The organism is Caulobacter vibrioides (assembly GCF_002858865.1).
GTDB lineage: Bacteria > Pseudomonadota > Alphaproteobacteria > Caulobacterales > Caulobacteraceae > Caulobacter > Caulobacter vibrioides.
Map to the genome: position 1 here is coordinate 147,311 of NZ_PJRR01000008.1, position 20,394 is coordinate 167,704.

17 protein-coding genes and 1 other RNA gene are annotated in these 20,394 nt (G+C 68.8%); 4 read left to right on the forward strand and 14 right to left on the reverse strand.

Annotation, left to right across the window (positions count from 1 at the left end):
* Positions 1 to 34: 34 nt before the first annotated feature.
* From CVUC_RS04815 to ftsW, 3 genes are all read right to left on the reverse strand, one after another.
* Entirely contained in the window at positions 35 to 2,395 is a 2,361-nt protein-coding gene (locus CVUC_RS04815) for a beta-L-arabinofuranosidase domain-containing protein (RefSeq protein ID WP_096033868.1), read from the reverse strand.
* Between the two features lie 85 nt (positions 2,396 to 2,480).
* Entirely contained in the window at positions 2,481 to 3,566 is a 1,086-nt protein-coding gene (gene murG, locus CVUC_RS04820; protein ID WP_010920408.1) for an undecaprenyldiphospho-muramoylpentapeptide beta-N-acetylglucosaminyltransferase, read from the reverse strand.
* Complete coding sequence (gene ftsW, locus CVUC_RS04825; protein ID WP_010920409.1) at positions 3,566 to 4,738, reverse strand: putative lipid II flippase FtsW; 1,173 nt, start codon at positions 4,736 to 4,738, stop codon at positions 3,566 to 3,568. The genes murG and ftsW overlap by 1 nt, the downstream gene beginning before the upstream one ends.
* 91 nt (positions 4,739 to 4,829) lie before the next feature.
* Here ftsW and CVUC_RS04830 point away from each other — a divergent pair, with 91 nt between their 5' ends.
* Together CVUC_RS04830 and CVUC_RS04835 are read left to right on the forward strand one after the other, a co-directional pair.
* Positions 4,830 to 5,228 (forward strand): hypothetical protein, encoded by a 399-nt coding sequence (locus CVUC_RS04830; RefSeq protein WP_010920410.1) that lies wholly within the window; start codon positions 4,830 to 4,832, stop codon positions 5,226 to 5,228.
* A 101-nt stretch (positions 5,229 to 5,329) separates the two neighbouring features.
* Positions 5,330 to 6,346: a sensor histidine kinase gene (locus tag CVUC_RS04835; RefSeq protein ID WP_010920411.1), complete on the forward strand. Its 1,017-nt coding sequence runs from the start codon at positions 5,330 to 5,332 to the stop codon at positions 6,344 to 6,346.
* A 3-nt stretch (positions 6,347 to 6,349) separates the two neighbouring features.
* On the opposite strand, the gene CVUC_RS04840 is transcribed toward CVUC_RS04835, so the two are convergent.
* From CVUC_RS04840 to CVUC_RS04890, 11 genes are all read right to left on the reverse strand, one after another.
* Positions 6,350 to 8,206: a chloride channel protein gene (locus tag CVUC_RS04840; RefSeq protein ID WP_096033869.1), complete on the reverse strand. Its 1,857-nt coding sequence runs from the start codon at positions 8,204 to 8,206 to the stop codon at positions 6,350 to 6,352.
* Between the two features lie 3 nt (positions 8,207 to 8,209).
* Complete coding sequence (gene murD / locus CVUC_RS04845; protein ID WP_096033870.1) at positions 8,210 to 9,625, reverse strand: UDP-N-acetylmuramoyl-L-alanine--D-glutamate ligase; 1,416 nt, start codon at positions 9,623 to 9,625, stop codon at positions 8,210 to 8,212.
* A 14-nt stretch (positions 9,626 to 9,639) separates the two neighbouring features.
* Positions 9,640 to 10,752: a phospho-N-acetylmuramoyl-pentapeptide-transferase gene (gene mraY, locus CVUC_RS04850; RefSeq protein ID WP_096033871.1), complete on the reverse strand. Its 1,113-nt coding sequence runs from the start codon at positions 10,750 to 10,752 to the stop codon at positions 9,640 to 9,642.
* Positions 10,752 to 12,140 (reverse strand): UDP-N-acetylmuramoyl-tripeptide--D-alanyl-D-alanine ligase, encoded by a 1,389-nt coding sequence (locus tag CVUC_RS04855; RefSeq protein ID WP_096033872.1) that lies wholly within the window; start codon positions 12,138 to 12,140, stop codon positions 10,752 to 10,754. Before CVUC_RS04855 ends, mraY begins: the two co-directional genes overlap by 1 nt.
* Positions 12,133 to 13,593: a UDP-N-acetylmuramoyl-L-alanyl-D-glutamate--2,6-diaminopimelate ligase gene (locus CVUC_RS04860; protein ID WP_010920415.1), complete on the reverse strand. Its 1,461-nt coding sequence runs from the start codon at positions 13,591 to 13,593 to the stop codon at positions 12,133 to 12,135. The genes CVUC_RS04855 and CVUC_RS04860 overlap by 8 nt, the downstream gene beginning before the upstream one ends.
* Entirely contained in the window at positions 13,590 to 15,359 is a 1,770-nt protein-coding gene (locus CVUC_RS04865; RefSeq protein ID WP_096033873.1) for a peptidoglycan D,D-transpeptidase FtsI family protein, read from the reverse strand. Before CVUC_RS04865 ends, CVUC_RS04860 begins: the two co-directional genes overlap by 4 nt.
* Entirely contained in the window at positions 15,356 to 15,799 is a 444-nt protein-coding gene (gene ftsL / locus CVUC_RS04870; protein WP_096033874.1) for a cell division protein FtsL, read from the reverse strand. Before ftsL ends, CVUC_RS04865 begins: the two co-directional genes overlap by 4 nt.
* Complete coding sequence (rsmH, locus tag CVUC_RS04875; protein WP_096033875.1) at positions 15,796 to 16,731, reverse strand: 16S rRNA (cytosine(1402)-N(4))-methyltransferase RsmH; 936 nt, start codon at positions 16,729 to 16,731, stop codon at positions 15,796 to 15,798. The genes ftsL and rsmH overlap by 4 nt, the downstream gene beginning before the upstream one ends.
* A complete protein-coding gene (locus tag CVUC_RS04880; RefSeq protein WP_096033876.1) occupies positions 16,728 to 17,198 on the reverse strand; it encodes a division/cell wall cluster transcriptional repressor MraZ in 471 nt (156 codons plus the stop codon). Before CVUC_RS04880 ends, rsmH begins: the two co-directional genes overlap by 4 nt.
* A 360-nt stretch (positions 17,199 to 17,558) precedes the next feature.
* Positions 17,559 to 17,939, reverse strand: an RNA gene (rnpB, locus tag CVUC_RS04885) — RNase P RNA component class A.
* 82 nt (positions 17,940 to 18,021) lie between these two features.
* Positions 18,022 to 18,942: a LysR substrate-binding domain-containing protein gene (locus tag CVUC_RS04890; protein ID WP_096033877.1), complete on the reverse strand. Its 921-nt coding sequence runs from the start codon at positions 18,940 to 18,942 to the stop codon at positions 18,022 to 18,024.
* 87 nt (positions 18,943 to 19,029) lie between these two features.
* On the opposite strand from CVUC_RS04890, the gene CVUC_RS04895 reads away from it, so the two are divergent.
* The gene (locus tag CVUC_RS04895; RefSeq protein ID WP_096033878.1) at positions 19,030 to 19,455 is read left to right on the forward strand and encodes a DUF4267 domain-containing protein; all 426 of its coding nucleotides are present in this window, start codon (positions 19,030 to 19,032) and stop codon (positions 19,453 to 19,455) included.
* Positions 19,452 to 20,372: an alpha/beta fold hydrolase gene (locus CVUC_RS04900; RefSeq protein ID WP_096033879.1), complete on the forward strand. Its 921-nt coding sequence runs from the start codon at positions 19,452 to 19,454 to the stop codon at positions 20,370 to 20,372. The genes CVUC_RS04895 and CVUC_RS04900 overlap by 4 nt, the downstream gene beginning before the upstream one ends.
* Positions 20,373 to 20,394 lie beyond the last annotated feature (22 nt).

A 20,394-nucleotide genomic window follows, 5' to 3' on the forward strand; every position in this document is an offset into this window, starting at 1 on the left:
CGGTCGCCGCGTGTGGCGGTCTCCCTCGCCCCCCTCACCCCGCCATCACCCGCGCCTCATAGATCATCACCGGCGCGGCCCCAGCCTCGATGCGCACGCGGGCCGGGGCGGCGCCGGGCGGCAGGGGCAGGTCGAGCGGGAAGAAGCCGTCCTGCCCCGCGGCCGGGGTCCGGAACTGGCCGATGACAGCGCCGTCGACCCGGACCGTGGCGGTCTGGCCGGTGTCCTGGCCCCAATAGATCAGTTGCAGGGTCAGGGGGCCGGGGCGGCGAGCCAGAGTCATGTCCAGCCAGCCGCCGGGGCGCAGCTTGCGGCTGCTGCGGCCGTTGATCTGCATGATCTCGCTGTCGCGCGCGGTGACCTGATGGTCCACCTCCGGCTGCTGCTCACCCAGATAGACCACGTCGACGGTGCGGGCGGCCGCCGCGATCAGCGCCTGCTCAGCCGCCAGAAAAGCCGGCCCCTCGGCACGCCAGCGGGCGGGGGTGAAGACCGGGGCGTAGACGGCCGTGCGGCGGTCATAAAGAGCGTAGAACGGCGAGAACCGCGCCGTTCCGCCCTGGGCCGTCGGTGCGGAAAAGACGTGGGGGTTTGCTGCCCCCGCCGGCTGCAGCAGGGCGTGCGCCGCCCCCTCGCCCACCAGGGCGGGGACCGGCTGCTCGAACGGACGCTCGTCTGGCCCCAGGTCGGCGGCCAGCACCAGCGGGCCGCTGAGAAAGGCCACCAGGTTGGGATCGTCGGGCGTCGGCTCGGCCCGCACGGCCATCGGCAGCATCAGGGTGACGCGGTCGCCGGCCTTCCAGCGGCGCGACAGGCGGGCATAGCCGTCGCCCCGGGTCTGGATGGGCGTCGGCGCGCCGTTGACCGACAGCCGGGGCGCCGCGCACCAGGCCGGCAGGCGCAGGGCGATCTCGCGCAGCCCACGCGGCGCCCGGGTCACGGTCAGGTCCACCTGGCCCGACTGCGGGAACGCGGTGTCCAGATCGATGGCGAAGTCATCGCCCGGCAGGTCGAGGCGCGAGGCGATGAACAGGTTCAGATACAGGGCCTGGCCGCCCCGCCACCAGATGGAGTCGGCGTGCTTGGCGTGGCTTTCCATGCCCGAGCCCACGCAGCACCAGAAGCTGTCCTCGGGGGTGGAATAGCTGCGCCGACCGCCCGCCGCCATCGGCATGAAATAGACGAACATCCCGTCGCTGGGCCGCTGGTGAGCCATGATGTGGTTGAGCTGGGCGCGCTCGTAGTCGTCGAACAGCGCCCCGTCCGGCGCCCAGCTCCACAGGCGCCGGGTCAGTTTCAGCATGTTGTAGCTGTTGCACGCCTCGCAGGTGGTTTCGCTCAGGCGCGTGGCGATGGCGTCCGGCGGGCCGAAATGCTCGCGGTCGGAATTGCCGCCGATGGCATAGCTGTGCCGGCGGGTGACGGTCTGGTGGAAGAAGCGCGCGGTCCGCGCCTCGGCGGGGTCGCCGGCCACCTCATACAGCCGGGCCAGGCCGATGATCTTGGGGATCTGGGTGTTGGCGTGCAGACCGGCCAGTTCGTCGCGGCCCTGGGCCAGGGGATCGACCAGCTCCCGATGGCGCAGGCGGCGCGCAATGTTCAGCCAGCGCCGATCGCCGGTCAGGGCGTAGGTTTCGGCATAGGCTTCGCACAGGCCGCCGTGCTCGGCGACGAGGATGGCCTGCACCTGGTCGTCATTGAGCCCCTCGAGGATGGTCGCCAGATAACCGGCCAGGCCCAGGGCGACGCCCAGCGCGCCCGGCGTCGCCGCCAGCCGGTGGGCGTCCAGCAGGCCGGCATGGATCTTGTGCCAAGTGTAGATCGGCACCCAGCCGTCATTGAGGCTGAAGCGGTTGGCGCGAATGTCGCCGCGCCGCAGTTCCTCGAACACCGCCTTGCCGCCGACCGGGTCGGCCTGGCCCCAGCGAGTGGTTCCGCCGACATAGCCGTCGCCGTGGGCGGCCTGCACGCGGGCCAGCTGCGCCACGGTGTAGGCTAGGCGCTGGCTCAGCACCGGATCGCCGTCGTTGGCCACCTGCAGAGCGCAGGCGCTCAAATAGTGGCCCAGGGTGTGGCCCGCGATGCTCTGAGCTTCCCAGCCGCCATAGACCGGCGCCTTGACCGGCAGGCCCGCGCCCAGATGGAAATTGTGCAGCAGCCGATCAGGCTGCAGCGAGACCAGATAGGCGCGATTGGCTCCCTGGGCCTGGGCGAAGATCGAGGGCTTGAGCGTGACATGGCGAGCCGGCACCGGCGTGGCCAGCACGCGCCCTCCGACCTCGGCGCCGACCGCAGGCTGAGCCAGGGCCGCCGTGGCGCCAGCCAGGCCCAGGACGCTTGACGCCAGCAGGATCGTCCGACGGGTCAGGCCCGCCGCGGCTGCTTGCTGCTCCATGGCCCACCCGCCTTTTGTCCGACAATTAGCGGCAAAAGAGCATGGGCGCGGGGGCCGTTCAAGACCGGCGACTAGGACGCTCGCCTTAGCGCGCCGTCTTCTCCACCAGATCCGCCAGTTCCTCGGCCGCGTTCGGCTTGGCGGCTGACCGCGCCCCCGCCGCCATCTTTTCCAGGCGTTCGGGCTTGGACAGCAGGGCCTTCAGCGCCGCGGCCATCACGTCGACGGTCAGTTCATCCTCGAGGCACACGGCCGCGCCGCCGGCCTCTTCCAGCAGGCGGGCGTTGAAGCGCTGGTGGTCGTCGGCGGCGATCTTCAGCGGAATCAGGATCGAGGGCCGGCCGGCCACGGCCAGCTCGGTGCAGGTCGAGGCGCCCGAGCGGCCGATGACCAGGTGCGACTGGCGGAGATACCCGGCCATGTCGCGGAAGAACGGCGCCACTTCGCACTCGACCATGGCGTTGCGATAGACCTTGCGGGCCTGCTCCATGCTTTCGGCCCGGGCCTGCTGGAACACTTTCAATCGGCCGCGCATCTCCTCGGGCAGCTTGGCCACCGCCTCGGGGATCAGTTCGGAGAGCAGGCGCGCGCCCTGGCTGCCGCCGGTGACCAGCACGCGAAGCTGCACCTCGGGCGCCAGATAGGGCACGTCGAACAGCGCGCGCACCGGCGGACGCACCGGATTGCCAACCACATGGGCGCAGGCCTTCACGGCGGGGGTGGCCTTCTCCAGGATCGGGAAGGCGCAGGCCACTTCATTGACGCGCGGGGCCAGGAAGCGGTTCACGCGGCCCAGCACGGCGTTCTGTTCGTGGATGACGGTCGGGCGGCCCTGCGACAGCGCGCCCAGCAGCGCCGGTAGCGCCGGATAGCCGCCGAAGCCGACCACGACAGCGGGGTCGAGACGCTTGAACGCCGCCCGGGCCTCCATCACCCCCTGCAGGACCACGAAGCCGGCCTTGATCATGCCCAGCGGGTCGTTCGACTTGGCGGTGGCGGCCGACAGGGCCAGCCGCTCTTCGGCGGGGAACTTGTCGGCGTAGAGGGCGCCGCGATCGTCGGTGGCCAGCACCACCCGCCAGCCGCGCGCAGCCAGCGCCTCGGCCAGGGCCTGAGCGGGGAACATATGGCCGCCGGTTCCTCCGGCGGCGACAACAGCCAGCTTGCTCATCAGGCGTCCGCGCGACCGAAGCCGAACTCGCCGCTCGCCCCATAGGCGCCGGGGCGTTTGCGCAACAAGGCTAGGGCCATGCCCAGCGTTAGTCCCATCGCGAGCATCGAGGAGCCCCCGTAACTGATGAACGGGAGCGTCATGCCCTTGGTTGGGATCATGTTCAAGTTCACCGCGATGTTGATCAGCGCTTGCTGGCCCACCAGAACGAACAATCCGGCCGCCGCGACCTGCTCGAACGGGTCATTGAGCTTCATGGCCTTGTAGAGGCCGCGCACGACGACGAAGGCGAAAAGGCCGATCAGCGACCAGGAGAAGATCAGGCCGTACTCCTCGGCCGCCACCGAATAGATGAAGTCGGTGTGCAGGTCGGGCACGTGGCGCTTCATGACGCCCTCGCCCGGACCGCGTCCGAAGAGGCCGCCGGCGCGGATGGCCTCGGCGGCGCGCGTGATCTGGTGGGTGTCGGCCTGATCGGGGCTGAGGAACTTCTGCACCCGCGCATGGACGTGGTCGAACAGGAAATAGGTCGACCCCAGCCCCGCCAGCGCCACCCCGCCCAGCCCCATGATCCACGAGATCGGCACCCCGGCCATCCAGAAGGCCGCGCCGAAGGCGATGGTGATCAGCACGGTCTGGCCGACGTCGGGCTGGATCAACAGCAGGGCCACGGCGATGAAATAGAGCAGGAAGGCGATCGAGACGCCGGGCACGCCCTCGCCCTTCTGGCCCTCGGCGAACATCCAGGAGACCAGCACGATCAGGGCCGGCTTCATGAACTCCGACGGCTGCAGGGTAAAGCCGGCGAACTGTAGCCAGCGCGTCGCGCCCTTGGCGTTGTGGCCGATGAACGGCAGGGCGATCATCACGGCGATCGCCCCAAGATAGATGAAGAACGCGGCGCGGCGGATGTCCCGCGGCGACAGCATCGAGGTGATCAGCATCAGCACCGACGAGGCGGTGGCGAAAAAGCACATGCGAAGGGCGAAGTGGAACTGGTCGTCGATGCCGATCCGCTGCGCCGCAGCCGGGCTCGACGCAAACGACAGCAGCATGCCCAGCGTGACCAGCAGGGCCGTCGCGCCCAGCAGCCAGCGATCCGTCGTCCACCACCACAGGCCGAGCGCGGTGCGGTCGGTGCGGGCGAAAGCGTGGGTCGCGTTGGAGGCCATGGGCGGAGAGTCGGGTCGGAGGGTTAATCAAACCTTGCCGGGCTGGTCTAACCCCGTGGACATGCGGCGAAAAGCGCGGGAATAGGAAGCCATGGCCTCCTCCGACGACCTCCGCCAGCTGGAAACCATCACCGACGCCGAGCAGCGCAACGCCCTGGCCTTGCGCTTGGCCCAGACCGGAACGCCGGGCCTGGACGCGGTGCTTGTCAAACTGATCCAGCGCCCCGACCTCGCCGACAAGCGCGCGCGCCTCGTCCATGCGCTGAGCTTCGTAGACTGCTCCGACCATGTCGCCCTGCTGGTCGAGCTGGTCGCCTCGGGCGGTTACGAGGTGGCGCACGAGGCGCTTCAGGCGCTGGAAACCGTCGACGAAGCGGACGCCGACGAGGTGGAGAAGGCGCGCGGTGTTCTCGACCGAGCGCGGAGCGTGGCCAATCTCGAAGGCTGGCGCGAAGCGCTGCTCGAGGAACTGGCTGAACTCTTCGACTGAAGTCTATCCCCCGAACGTCCTGAAAAGGACGCGCACGTCAAACCGGCGCTTGTATTCTTCGCGCATGGCGTGATCATTGGCCTCTCGGGCAGGGACGTGGCGTGGCCGAAGAAACATCGGACAAGACTGTTCTGGAGGGCGCTGGGGCTTACTTCCTCAGCGTGGTCGAGGCTAGCCAGGACTGCATTCGCGTCATCAGCGCCGACGGCTATCTCGAATACATGAACGCCCAGGGCAAGTTCCTGCTTGAGATCGAGGATTTCGAGGGGCGCAATCGCCATCAGTATTGGCCTGACATGTGGCCGCTCGAGAGTCGCGACACCGTCGAGCAGGCTCTGCGCGCGGCGATGGCCGGCAACGCCGTGGCCTTCCGGGCACCCTGCCCCACGGCCAAGGGCGCGCCCCGCTGGTGGGACACCACCGTCTCGCCGATTCTCGAAGGCGGCCGTGTCATTCGCGTGCTGGCCACCTCGCGCGACGTCACCGGCGAGCGCCTGGCGGAGAGCCATCGGCAGCTGCTGGTCAATGAGCTGAACCATCGGGTGAAGAACACGCTCGCCACCGTCCAGTCGATCGCCAACCAGTCCCTGCGCAACGCGGGTGTGGACGCCTCGGTGCGCGACGCGCTGGAGGGTCGCTTGATGGCGATCGCCGCCACGCACAACGTCCTGACCGACCAGAACTGGTCCGCCGCCAGCCTGCGCCAGATCGTCGATGGTTCCGTGACGCCCTATCGCGCCAATCCAGGACAGCTGACCATCAGTGGCGATGACCTGAAGGTCTCGCCCAAACCGGCCGTCGTGATGGCCCTGGCGTTCCATGAACTGGCGATCAACGCGCTGAAGTACGGCGCCCTGTCGGCGCCCGACGGCCATGTCGACATCCACTGGTCGGTCGATCCGGACGACCAGTTGCTGATCGAGTGGGCCGAGCGCGGCGGCCCCACAGTGCGCCCGCCCGAGCGCCGGGGCTTTGGCTCGCGGATCGTCGAACTGGCCCTGCCTAACGAGCTGGGCGGCAAGGTCGACCTGGACTATCGCCGCGACGGCCTGCGCTGCTCCATCCGATCGCCGCTCTCGGCCCTGGACAAGAACGACGCATTCATGCCGCTGGGGTGAGCCTCACCCCGTATCCCCGGTCAGTTCGCGGCGGGCCTTTTCCAGTTCTTCGGCGTAGCGGCGGGTGACGTGGGCTTCGGTGATCAGGCCGATGACCTCCCCGCCCTCGTCGACCACGGCCAGTTCGTCGGCGCCGGTCTCGTCAAAGGCGGTCATGATCGCCTTGATTGACAACTCGGGAGCCAGGGCCACGCGCGTGTGAGCCGCCAGGGCCGCCACCGTGGCGTCGCGCTCGGGCGGCTCGGCATAGACGGCCGCCGTAGCGACGATGCCGGCGTAGCGCCCCGTCTCGTCCGTCAGCACCGCCCGCTTGGTCGAGCCCAGCGGGAACCGGCGGCGGAACTCGGCCAGGCTCGTGCCGGCCGCGATCGTCTTCACGTCTCGGCGCATCATCTTGCCGGCTGTGAGATTGCGCATCCAGCTGACGTCGTGGGCGCTGCGGATCGTCTCGCCGCGCAGGTGCAGCCGCCAGGTCGAGAACGAATAGCCGAAGGTCTCGCGCACCACGGCGCTGGCGATCAGCGAGGCGGCTAGGGTCGCGCCGGTGACGGTGAAATCGCCCGTGGCCTCCAGCACCAGGAACGACATGGTGAAGGGCCCGCCGACAATCGCCACGCCCAGAGCGCCCATGCCGACCAGCGAGGCCGCGATCGGGTCTAGGTGCACAGTCCCCGTGGTCATGTTCACCACCAGGGCGAAGGCCTGCCCCATCAGCGCGCCCAGAAACAGGGCGGCGAAGAACAGGCCGCCCCGGAAGCCCGAGCTCAGTGACACGATCGAGGCGACCGCCTTCATCAGGATCAGCACCAGCAGCACCTTCAGCGGCAGGTCGCTGTTGAGATCCAGGTGCAGCGCGCCGTGGCCGCCGGACAAGGTCTGGGGCGTCGCCAGGGCGAGAGCGGCAAGCGCTACGCCCCCGATCGCGGGCTTCGACCAGCGCGGCAGGGGCGCCTTGATCGCCCACCCATCGGCCACAGCCACGGCCCGCATCAGCGCCACGCCAAAGAAGGCGGCCAGCAGACCCAGCAGGCCATACAGCGCGTAGTCGGCTGGAGACGAGATGGCGACCACTGAGGTCTTGAGGAGATAGGGCGTGGAGCCCAGGGCCTTGGCGACCAGAACCCCGGCGAGGGCGGCCGCCGCCACCGGGGCGATGTTGGCGACCGTATAGGCGCCGATGACGATCTCGAACGCGTAGAAGGCGCCGGTCAGCGGCGCACCGAACGCCGCCGCGATCGCCGCGCCGGCCCCCGCGCCGACCAGAATCCGCAGATCGCCTCGGCGCAGGTTCAGCCTCTGCCCCACCCACGAAGCCGTCGCGCCACCGGCCTGGGCGTAGGCCGCCTCGAGCCCCACCGACGCGCCCGAGCCGTTCGAGATCAAGGTCTGCACGCAGATGATCAGACTGTCGCGGATCGACAGCCGCCCGCCGTGCAGGGCGTTGGCTTCGACGGGGTCGACGGCGTGGTTGGGGCGAAAGCGCAGGACCGCGGCCGTGAACAGGCCCAGCACCAGCCCGCCCAGCGGAATGGCCAGCAGCCGCCAGGGCTCGATCATGACCTGGGCCGACAGGCGTTCATTGGGATCGAAATTGAAGATCGCGACCTGGGTCCCGTGCGCCAGCGCGCCCAGAGCGACCGCCAAGGCGCCGGCCACCAAGCCCACGACCGTCGCCACCGCGATAACCCAGAGTTCGGAGGAGCGCGTCCGGCGGCGCAGCCAGGCCAACCATGGCAGGGCCTGGCGACCGGCCTCGCGCAAACGCGCGCGATCGATGGCCGCCACACGCAGAACAGAGCGCCAGGGAGGCGAAGCGGCCTTGGCGGACTCCGGTTCGGGGGCCTCGGCCGGTTCGGTCATCGCCTAGGCGACAGCGGCCTTGCCGCCGCCCGCCGTCAGCCCGTTCACGGCGGCGCGGAACGCCTCGCCCCGGGCCTCGAAGTCGCTGAACTGGTCAAACGAGGCGCAGGCCGGCGATAGCAGCACGATCGCCTCCTCGCCGCTGGCCGCCGCGTCGGCATAGGCCTGTTGCACCGCCTTCTCCAGCGTCCCGCTCAGCACGCACTCGGCCTTGCCGGCCAGGGTCCAGGAGAACGGCTCGGCGGCCTCGCCGATCAGATAGGCCTTGGCGATGCGCGGGAAGAGGTCCTTCAGGTCGTCGATGCCACCGGCTTTCGCCACGCCGCCGGCGAGCCAGTAGAACTTGGGATAGCTGGACATCGCCTGACGCGCGGCGTCGGCGTTGGTGGCCTTGCTGTCGTTGACGAAGCGGACCTTGCCGATCTTGCCGACCGTCTCCATCCGGTGCGCCAGGCCCGGGAAGGTCATCAGGCCATCGACGGCATCCTGCATCGAGATGCCGATCGCGCGCGCCGCGGCGTAGGCGGCCGCGGCGTTCTGCCAGTTGTGACGGCCCGGCAGGCTGCGGGCGCGCAGGATGTCGGCGACCTCGACCACGCGCTCGCCCGTGGCGTCATAGAGCACGCCTTGCAGCGCATAGACGCCTCGCCCCATCGCCTTGCCGGCGCTGATCGGCCAGATGGTGCGGCGGTTGGCGGCGGTGATCTCGGTGCAGATCTGCTGGCACCAGGCGTCGTCGACGCCGATGATCGCGGTGTCGCCCTTGCCCTGGTTCAGGAAGATCCGGCGCTTGGCGGCGATGTAGCCGTCCATGCCGCCGTGGCGGTCCAGGTGGTCGGGCGAGATGTTCAGCAGCACCACCGCGTCGGGCTTCAGGCTTGAGGTCAGGTCCAGTTGGTAGGACGAGAGCTCCAGCACATAGACCGCGCCGCCGTGCATGTCCTCAAGGCCCAGCACGCCCAGGCCGATATTGCCGCCGACCCGGGTGTCACGTCCGGCCGAAGCGCAAAGGTGGCCGATCAGGGCGGTCGTGGTCGACTTGCCGTTGGTGCCGGTGATGGCGATGATCTTGGGGCGCTTGTGGGCCGGCGCGGCGTTCACCGTGCGGGCGAACAGCTCGACGTCGCCCAGCACCTCGACGCCGGCGGCCCTGGCCTTCTCGACGGTCCAGTGCGGCTTGGGATGGGTCAGCGGCACGCCCGGCGACAGCATCAGGGCGGCGAACTGACTCCAGTCGGCGGCCTGCAGGTCGACGACGGCGAAGCCCTCGGCGGCGGCCGCCTCGCGGCTGGCCGGCTTCTCGTCCCACAGGGCGACCTTGGCGCCCCCCGCGATCAAGGCTCGCGCCGCCGTCAGGCCGGTTCGGCCCAGGCCGAACACAGCGACGGTCTTGTCCTCGAAACCGCGGACGGGGATCATCAGTACGCCACTCCTTACCGCAACTTCAGCGTGGCCAGGCCGATGAAGGCCAGGATCATCGACACGATCCAGAAGCGGATCACCACGGTGGATTCAGGCCAGCCGAGCTTTTCAAAATGGTGGTGGATCGGGGCCATCAGGAAGACGCGCTTGCCGGTCTTCTTGAAGTAGGCGACCTGGATCATCACGCTCAGCGCCTCGGCCACAAACAGGCCGCCGACGATGCCCAGCACCAGCTCATGCTTGGCGCAGACGGCGATCGCGCCCAGCGCGCCGCCCAGGGCCAGAGAGCCCGTATCGCCCATGAAGATCTTGGCCGGCGGGGCGTTGTACCAGAGGAAGCCCATGCCGCCGCCGATGATGGCGCCGCACAGCACCGCCAACTCGCCGACGCCCGGCGCGAAGTGCAGGTTCAGATAGTCGGCGAACTTGTAGTTGCCCACCAGGTAGGCGATCAGGCCGAAGGTCGAGGCGGCGAACATCACCGGCACGATGGCCAGGCCATCCAGGCCGTCGGTCAGGTTCACCGCGTTTGAGAAGCCCGCGATCGTGAACGCGGCGAAGGCGACGTAGAACCAGCCCAGATTGATCACCAACGCCTTGAAGATCGGGAAGACCAGGCTGGTCTCCATGCCGGGCGTCATCGGCGACTTGGGCGCGAACAGGATCAGGATCACCGTGGCGATGATCGCGACGATGAACTGGGCCACCAGTTTCTGGACGCTGGAAAGGCCGGCCGTCGTCTGCTTGGTGACCTTGGCGTAGTCGTCCATGAAGCCCAGCAGGCCATAGCTTCCGGTGATCAGCAGCACGACCCAGACATGGACGTTGCGCAGGTCGGCCCACAGCAGGGCGGCGACGAACAGGCCCGCCAGGATCATGAAGCCGCCCATGGTGGGCGTACCGGCTTTTTCGGTGACGTGGCGTGCGATGCCGTCGGTGCGGATCGGCTGACCCTTGCCCTGCTTGGCCTTCATCCAGCGGATGAAGCGCGAGCCCATCGCCACGGCGACGATATAGGCGGTCAGCATCGCCATACCCGACCGGAAGGTCAGGTATTTCAACAGGTTCAGGGCTGGAAAGTGCTCTTGCGAGCGCGCCAGCCATTCGTACAGCAGGTACAGCATCAGCCCTGTTCCCCAAGATCGAGCGCGGCCAAGGCGGCGGCGAGCACGCCGGCCTTGGAGCCGTTCGACCCCTTCACCATCACCACGTCGCCGGGCTGCACGGCCCCCGCCAGCACCGACGTTAACTTTTCAGTAACCTCCGCGTAGCCGCCCCGCCGAGTCGGAGGAAGCGCCTCCCACAGCGATTTCATGTGGACGCCTGCCAGAAAAACGGCGTCCACGTTGGCGGCCGCGATCGGCTCCGCAAGCTCGGCGTGAAACTGCGCGCTGCCCTCGCCCAATTCGAGCATATCGGTCAGCGCCACCACCCGGCGGCCGGCGACCTTGCGCGCGCCCAGGGTCTTGAGCGCGGCCTGCATCGAGACCGGATTGGCGTTGTAGCTTTCGTCGACCAGGGTGAAGGCGCCGCCGGGAATACGGATCGTCTTCTCCGCGCCGCGCCCCTCGATGGGCGCGAACGCCGCCAGCGCCGCAAGGGCGGTCTCGCGGGGCACATCCAGCGCTTCCAGCATCAGCAGCACGCAGAGGCTGTTGGGGCCCCAATGGACGCCGGTCTGGTGGATCGGGAAGGTCAGCGCCTCGCCCCGCAGATCGACCGACACGGTCGCGCCTGCGCCCTCCACTTGGAAGCCGGTCAGGCGGGCGGTCGCCCCGGCCGCTTCGCCGAAGCTCCAGACGGTCGCGCCGACCTTCTCAGCCTCGCCCTTCAGGAAGTCGAACCAATGATTGTCGGCGTTCAGCACCGCGATCCCGCCGGGTTGCAGTCCTGCGAGGATCTCGGCCTTGGCGCGCGCGACGCCAGCCTCGCCGTCTGAGAAGTTCTCGATATGCACGGGGCCAACGGTGGTGATCGCCACCGCATGCGGCCGCACGAAGCCCGACAGCGGGACGATCTCGCCAGCGTGGTTCATGCCCACCTCGAACACCGCCCGTTCGGTGTCGCGCGGCATCCGCGCCAGGGTCAGCGGCACGCCGATGTGGTTGTTGTAGCTCTTGACCGAGGCGTGGGCCTTGCCCGCCAGACGCAGCCCCGCCTCGATCGCGCGGGTGACGCTGGTCTTGCCGACCGAGCCGGTCACCGCCCCACGCTTGCACTGAGGCGCGCGCTCCCGCGCGGCGACGCCCAGGGCCTCCAGCGCCTTGAAGGTGTCGGCGACCATCACCGCCGGCGCGTCGACCGCGCGCGCCGCCAGCACGCCCGCTGCGCCGTTCGCCACTGCTTGCGGCACGAAGTCATGACCGTCACGCACGCCGACCAGCGGCACGAAAAGGTCGCCCGGCTCCACCGTGCGGGTGTCGATCGAGACGCCGGAGACGGCGAAGCCACCGGCGACCTGGCCGCCGACAGCCTCAGCAATCTCGTCAGCGGTCCAAAGGGCGTCAGGCATCTACACCCTCCAGCGCTTGCAGGGTTTCGGCCACGTCGTCGAACGGATGCACGACGCCGGCGACAATCTGGCCCTGTTCGTGGCCCTTGCCGGCGACGACCAGCACATCGCCCTCGCTCATCAGCGCCACGGCGGCGCGGATGGCGGCGCGGCGGTCGCCGATCTCGCGCGCGCCTGGCGCGGCTTCGAGGATGGCGGCGCGGATCGAGGCGGGATCTTCCGAGCGCGGATTGTCGTCGGTGACGATGGCGATATCGGCGAGCTTCGCGCCGATCGCGCCCATCAGCGGCCGTTTGCCCCGGTCGCGATCGCCGCCCGCGCCGAACACCGCGATCAGCTTGCCGGCGGTGTGCGGGCGCAGGGCCTCCAGCACCGTCTGCAGACCATCGGGCGTGTGGGCGTAGTCGACATAGGCTTCGCCGCCCTTGGGGCCGCGCCCCACACGCTGCAGGCGGCCCGCTGCGCCCTCCAGGGTTTCCAGAGCCTTCAAGACCTTGGCGCTGTCCTCGCCGGCGGCGATGCAGAGCCCCGCCGCGACCAGCACGTTCGACGCCTGGAAGGCGCCGGCCAGCGGCAGCTTGAGGTGATGAACCACGCCCTCGGCCTCGACGACCAGGTCCTGGCCGGCGGGCGTGGGCGTACGCGACAGCAGTCGCAGCCCCTGCCCTTCCTCGCCGACCGAGAACACGCTCTGGCCCGAGGTGACGGCGGCGGCGGCGAAGTCCGGGAAGGCCTCGCTGTCAGCGTTCAGCACCGCCATCGCTCCCGCAGGGGTAAGCGTGTCGAACAGGCGCAGCTTGGCGGCGCGATAGGCCTCCATCGAGCCGTGATAGTCGAGGTGATCCTGAGTGAAGTTCGTAAAGCCTGCGGCGCTCAGCTTGACGCCGTCGATGCGACGCTGGTCGACGCCGTGCGAACTGGCCTCCAGCGCCAGATGGGTGACACCCATGTCGGCGAGGCGCGCGATCATCTCGGCGACGTCGCCGGCGTCGGGCGTGGTCAGGCCCGGCGGGGTCAGTTGCTGGTCCGGCTGGCCGGGCTGGCTGACCACCACACCCAGGGTGCCCATGCTGGCGGCCTTGTGGCCCAGCTTGGTGAAGATCTGACGGCAGAAGCCGGCCACCGAGGTCTTGCCGTTGGTGCCGGTGACGGCCACGCACATCGCCGGCTGCTTGCCCCAGAAGGCGGCGGCGGCCAGGGCATAGGCGCGGCGGGCGTCCTCCGAGCGGACCACCGGCACGCCCAGCCCTTCCAGCCCACCTTCCGGCGCCAGGATCGCCGCCGCGCCCTTGGCCACCGCGCCCTCGGCGAAGTCGCGACCGTCGACCTTGGTCCCCGGCAGAGCGGCGAACAGCCAGCCGGTCGTGACCTTACGGCTGTCGGCGGTGACACCGGCGATCACCGGATCCGTCGCGAAGGGACGGTTGAACAGGTCGGACAGTCTTTTGGTCATAGGCCCGCCTCCGGCGCGGCGTTCTTGGGCGAGTTGGCGATGGTCACCAGCTCGGTCTTGCGTTTGACGCCGAGGAACGGCGCGATGCGTTCGATGACCCGGCCCGCAGCCGGCGCGGCGACCCAGCCGCCGGTCGAGAAACCGAACGAATTGGCGTTGCCCTTCGGCTCGTCCAGCAGGATCAGCACGAAGTAGCGGTCGGCCTCCAAAGGGCCGTCCGTCGGGAAGGTGGCGGCGAAGGACGAGACCTGACGCTGATGATTGTAGCGCCGGATCGCGGGGTCGTACTTCTCGCCCGTGCCGGTCTTGCCGCCGACCGAGAGCCCGGGCACGTCGGCCTTGCCGCCGCTGCCGCCCTCACCCGGCACGACATTGGCGCGCATGATCTTGAGCATCTCGGCCGAGGTGTGCTCGGACAGCACTCGCCTGCCTTCGGGACGCACGCCCGGCGGCAGTTTGCGGATCGTCAGGGGCCGCATCTCGCCACCGTTCAGCAGGGCGTTCATCGCCTGGGCCAGGGCCAGCGGCGAGATGTTCATGCCATGACCGAACGAGGTCGAGGCCACGGTGTCCTGATCCCACTTGCGCGGGGTCAAGGGGCGCGCCGACTCCTGCAGCTCGACCTTGGCCGGCTTGGTCAGGCCCAGATTGGTGAAGTACTGACTCAGGCGCTGGCCGCCCACGCGCTCGGCCAGCATCGCCGTGCCGATGTTCGACGAGTGCTGGAAGACCTCGACCAGGTTCAGCACGGCCTTGGTGGCGTGATAGTCGTGGATCGTCCGATAGCCCAGCTTGTAGGGCTCGCGGGCGTCGAAGGTCGAGGCGGCGGTGGCCACGCCCGTGTCGAGACCGATCGCCACGGTGAAGGCCTTGAAGGTCGAGCCCATCTCGTAGACCGAGGCCGCCGCGCGGTTGAGACGCTGGTCGTCCGTGGCCCCGCCCGCCTTGTTGGCGTCGTAGTCCGGCCAGCTGGCCATGCCCAGGATCTCGCCGGTATGGACGTTGGTCACCAGACCCACCGCGCCCTTGGGCGTGAACTCCTCGGCGGCCTTGCGAAGCTCGTCCTCGAGCGCGGCCTGCACACGCACGTCGATCGACAGCTGGGTGGGCCCACCCTCGCCGCCGGCGGCCTTGCGGATCGGGTCGTCCAGGGCGCGCTCGGCGCCGGCCAAGCCCTTGCCCCCGCTGTCGACGAAGCCGATCAGGTGCGCGGCCGTCGGCCCCAGCGGATACATCCGCCGCTCCTGCTCCTCGAACGTCACACCCGGCAGGCCCAGATTGAAGATGGCGTCCTTTTCGTCCGGCGTCAGACCGCCCAGAACAAAGGCGCGGTGATCGCCGAACACGGCCTTGTCGAGCCGCTTGGCCGGAACCTGCGGCAGCGCCCGGCCCAGGGCCGCGCGGGTTTCCTTGGCGTCCCAGACCTCGCGCGGATCGACGTAAAGCGCGTAATGCGCCAGATCCACGGCCAGCAGCTTGCCGTTCCGGTCGACGACATCGCCCCGCGCGCCTTCGACGCCCTGGGCATAGCCGCCCCCCTGCCCGGCGCGCGAGAACAACGCCGACCAGCCCGCGCCAAGGCTCACCCCGACAAAGCAGAAGCCGAAAAAGCCCATGACCAGGAAGATGCGGATCCGCGTGTCGTCTTCAGGCCGCGCGGCGGCGCGCGAGCGCTCAAAGGCGTGCTCCAACCGCCAGACACGCTCCACCACCCAGCGCCAGAGCGGGGAGTGAACGCCGCCGGGACCCAGGTTCGAGAGGCTCATCGCAACGCCCCCTGGACTTGAGGCGGCGGCGGCAAGGCGTCATCCGGCAAGACTTCGGGCGCATCGGCGGCCAGCGCCTCAGGCGCAACCGGGGCTGCGGCGATGGGCGTCTTGGGCAGTTCGCGACGACGCGCCACGTCAATGAGAGCGTCTTCGGTGATCTCGCGATCAGGCGCGATCGGCTTCAGCTGCATCATCCGCGCCAGCTGTTCGATGCGGCGCGGCTGTTCGAGGTGCGCGACCTCGGCCTCCAGCAGGCGCTTGCGGGCGGCCTCCTCCTCGATCTCCTGTTCGATGCGGGCGATCTCCTGGCGCTCGCGACCGGCGAAGGTCTTGGCCAGGTAGACGCCCGTGACCAGGCTCAGCAGGATGCACAGACCGACCACCTCGACGACCCGGAAACCCCGGACCCGGCGATTGAAGACGCCAGCCGCCGTCACGCCGAAGCCTCCCAGACCGGAGCGTCGGTGCGGACGGCCGCGCGCAGCTTCGAGGAGCGCGCGCGCGGATTGACGGCCAGCTCGGCTTCGCTCGGCGCAATGGCCTTGTTGGAGATCAGCTGAAAGCTGGGCGCGGCGCCCGCTGCCACGGGCGGCGCGTGGCGCGATCCGCCCGGCGTCTTGCCCGCCCGCTCGGCCAGGAAGGCCTTGACGATGCGATCTTCGAGCGAATGGAACGTGACGACCACCAGGCGACCGCCCGGCTTCAGCACACGCTCAGCGGCGGCGAGTCCGGCCTCCAGTTCGCCGAGCTCGTCGTTCACTGCGATCCGCAAGCCCTGGAACGAGCGCGTGGCCGGATGGACCTTGGCGCCCTTGCGCCCGCCGACGGCGCGCTCGATCACCTCGGCCAGGTCCAGGGTGCGCTCGAACGGACGCTCCTCGCGGCGACGGAGGATGAAGCTGGCGATGCGGCGCGAGGCGTGCTCCTCGCCATAGACATAGAGGATCTTGGCCAGCTCGGCGTGATCCAGGGTGTTGACCAGATCAGCGGCGGTCGGACCCGTATCGCCCATCCGCATGTCCAGCGGCCCGTCGCGCATGAACGAAAAGCCGCGCTCGGCCTGGTCCAGCTGCATGGACGAGACGCCCAGATCCAGCATCACGCCCTCGACGCTCTCTGGCCCAAGCTCGTCGAGCATTTCGGAAAATCGGGCCTGCACCAGGCGGAAGCGGTCGGCCGGCAAGTTCGCGGCGAACTGGCGGACGGTCGGGTCACGATCGAAGGCCACGACAGAGGCGCCGGTCGGCAGCACCGCGCGGGTGTAGCCGCCCGCGCCGAAGGTGCCGTCGACGACGACGTCACCGGGCTTGGCGTCCAGCGCCTCGACCACCTCGTCGAGCAGGACCGAGATGTGCGGCGCGGCGCTCACGCCGCCCCGCCCGCGAACTTGGCCGCGCGCTGCTGGGCGCGCAGGGCCGCCAGACCTTCCCGCGCCAGATCACGCTGCTGCGCGCGATGGGCCTGGAAGGCCTCGCGCGACCAGATCTGAAAACGCTCACCCATCCCGACGACGGCCACCGAATCCGTAAGGCCGAACATGTCGCACAGTTGGTCGGGCAGCGTAATGCGACCAGCTGTATCAAAGGTCAGCTTGGCCATGCCGCCCAGGATGCTGGTCTCCAGCGCCGTGCGGGTGCGATCGCCGAACGGCATCTCCTCGATCACCGCCTGATAGCGATCAAACAGCGCCTTGCCGCCCGCCTCCAGGCAGTCGGCTTCGATCGAGGGGAAGCAGAAGATGCCGTCGAAGGGGCCCGAGACGGCCGCGCGGAATTCCTGCGGCACGACGATGCGCCGCTTGCTGTCGAGCTGTTTCTCGAACGTCGAGAGAAACACTGAAGCTTAAACCCCGCCAAACCCGCGCCGGTCAGCGAGCCACCACTCTCGCCCCGACGAGAATTGGGTTAACATGGGATGAACTGGGATACAATGACACCAGGGGCCATTTCATCGGGATTTCAAAGATGTCACACCCCTTGCTCACGGCGCGCGAAAGTTAATCCACAGAACATACACAGAACTCGTGAGTGAACGGGGCGCGCGGTGTCAGTTGAGCCCGTGGCTGGCGCAGGGAAAATCCTCTCCCCGTGGGAGAGGTGTCGGCGAAGCCGACAGAGAGGGGATAGGCGGGCGCGCGAAGCCCTTCCCCCTCCGGTCGCTTCGCGACCACCTCCCCCGCTGGGGGGAGGATTTAGACGGACCAGATGATCTGTAAGCCGGGTTCTGTTCCGCCCCCGAAAGGACGGCGACGATCATTCCTCTAGGCCGGCCATTGCTGGACGGCTCTCGCGACCTACCCGGATCCTCTCAGCCAGTGACGGCCTAGTCGACGCGAGGCCGACGCGGGATCCCTATTCGGTCTTGCTCCAGGCGGGGCTTGCCATGCCGTCCCTGTCACCAGGTCCGCGGTGGGCTTTTACCCCACCCTTTCACCCTTCCCGCCCCGTAGGGAGGAGGTTTGCTTTCTGTGGCGCTATCCCTGGGATCGCTCCCGGTGGGCGTTACCCACCGCCTTGTCACCGTGGAGCCCGGACTTTCCTCGGCGTCCGAAGACGACGCGACCGCCCGATCATCTGGTCCGGGACGGTGTTTGACCGGGGATCGGGCGCAGGTCAATGTTTCATCCGTCCTCCCCGGACAAGTGGCGGCGAAGCGCCCTTCACCGGAGCCTTTCGCGCTCCAAGCGCCGCAAGCGCGGGAGGTCGGACCGCATTTCCTGGATCAGCCAAAGCATGAAGGCCTGCACCGTGGCGCTGGCGCGATCTTCCTTGCGGCAAACGACAAAATAGCCCCCCGCATCGACCGGGGGATGCTTCAGGGGCGCGACCAGCTGATTGGCGTTCGGCGCATCGAGCACCAGCGGCAACAGCCCCAGAAGCACGCCGCGCCCTTGGGCTGCGGCGTCAATCGCAGACGGGACATTGTCGAAGGTCAGCGTGCGCCCAGGCTTCAGGCCCTTGCAACCGACCGCTTCGAACCATTCAGGCCAGCCGGCTCGGCCGACGCTGAGGTCGATCACGTTGGCGCCGGCCAGATCCGCCGGCGCGCGCACGGCCTGCGCCACCTCGGGCGTGCACAGCGGCGTGGCGCGCAGATCCAGCAGCTTGCGCCCGAACAGGCCCGGGGTGACGGCCGCGACATTGCGGATGGCGACATCGGCCTCGCCCTTCTCCAGGTCCACCACTCGCGCGTCGGTGTCGATCGACAGGGAAAGGTCCGGGTGCAGCGCTTCGAAGCGCGCCAAGCGGGGCACGAGCCAGACATTGGTGAACAGCGGCAGCGCCGCGATGCGCAGCCTTGTCGAGACGGACTGTCGTTTGGCCTGGCTAAGCGCCGTGTCGATGTCGAAGAAGGCTTGAGACAGTCGCGCGCTCAGGGTCTCGCCCAGCGGGGTCAGGCGCACTTGCCGGACCTGGCGAACGAACAGGGGCGCGCCGACCCAAGCCTCGACGGCCCGCACCTGGTGGCTGACCGCCGAGGGCGTCAGACCCAGCTCCAGGCCCGCATCCCGAAAACTCTGCCGCCGCGCCGCTGCGGCGAAGGTGCGTAGGGCGGCGAAACTGGGGGCGTCGCGCTTCATAGATGAAACTCATTCACCTATCCGCCCTCAAACTCAAGCGTCCAGGCTTGGGTCGGCCAGCTAGTCTCCTCGTCCAGAGGAGACATCATGACCTTACCACCACCCCCGCCCAGTCGACCCGTACTGCGGACATTCGGCTTTTGGCTGTCGGTTCCGCTGGCGCTTCTGCAAGCCGTGAACGTGGCGCGCGCGCTGTCCGATCCGACGGGCTTCGCCACCTATTATGGCGTGCCGGTCGACGGCGCGGACGCCATCGCCTGGGTGCAGGTCTACGCCCTGCGGACCGCCTTCGTGGCGGCGCTGGTGGCGATCTTCCTGGTCCGGCGAGATCTTCGTGCGCTCTTTTGGATCGCGATTGCGGCGCTCATCCTGCCCTTGGGCGATGCGTGGCTGACCCATCAGGCCGGCGCAGCGTTCTCTATCGTGGCGCGCCATCTGGCGACGGCGGGATACTTGGCCCTGACGTGCTTTGCGCTGTTCGTCGCCCATCGCAACGCGACGCGCGCCGCATGACCGGGAAGCTCAATCGCCTGGCCACGCGCCTGGACACGGCGGGCGCCGTCGGGCGCATGCGCCGGCATCGTGAAGGCTGGCCGGCTCGCGCCTCCGAAGGGGTCGCCTTCTTCCAATCGCCCAAGGTGCAGTATCGCTATCGCGAAGCCGGAACGGGTCCGACGATCGTCTTCAGCGTCGATCCGCCGATGACGCTTGAAGTCTATGACGCCCTGATCGCGACGTTCGCGCCGCGCTTTCGCGTGATCGCCTTCGAGCTGCCGGCAATGGGCTTCTCGGCGGCCGCCGAGGACTATCGCTTCGGGTTTCGCGAAACCCATGACGACCTGGCGATCTTCCTGAGGGCTGTCGCAGGCCCCCGCGCCATCCTGGCGTTCTCCTGCGTCGCCGGTCATGCCGCTGTCGATATCGCCGCGCGCCATCCCGACCTCGTTTCCTGCCTGACCTTGCTGCAGGCCGGCGATGTCGCCGCTTTCACGGTCTGGAAGGCCGCCCGCGATCCCAAGGGCGTCCTGGCGACGCCGATCCTGGGCCATGTCGCGATGCGCCGCATGGCGCCCAAACGCATGCCGGCCTGGTACGCGCTCTCGGTGGGCAAGGCGGATATGATCAGCGAGCTGTGCCGGTGCGCCGAGCGCTCGTTCCAGCACGGCGCCCAATGGTCGCTCGCCAGCGCCTACCAGTGCTACATGGATCCCGCCGTCGAACTGCCGCGGCCCAACCAGCCCCTGCTTTCGATCTGGGGCGGCGCTGATTTCTCCCACCCCGCCGGCAATGAGCATTCCATCCGGAGGCTTCGTCCGGATGCGGTCTGCGTGACGTTTGACGATCTGGGTCACACGCCCGAGCTTGAAGATCCGATACGGGTCTTCGACGCCATTGTTCGCTTTTGTGAGGCGCCCCAGACCCGTCCATGAGGCGAGAGACGCTGGGCGCTGC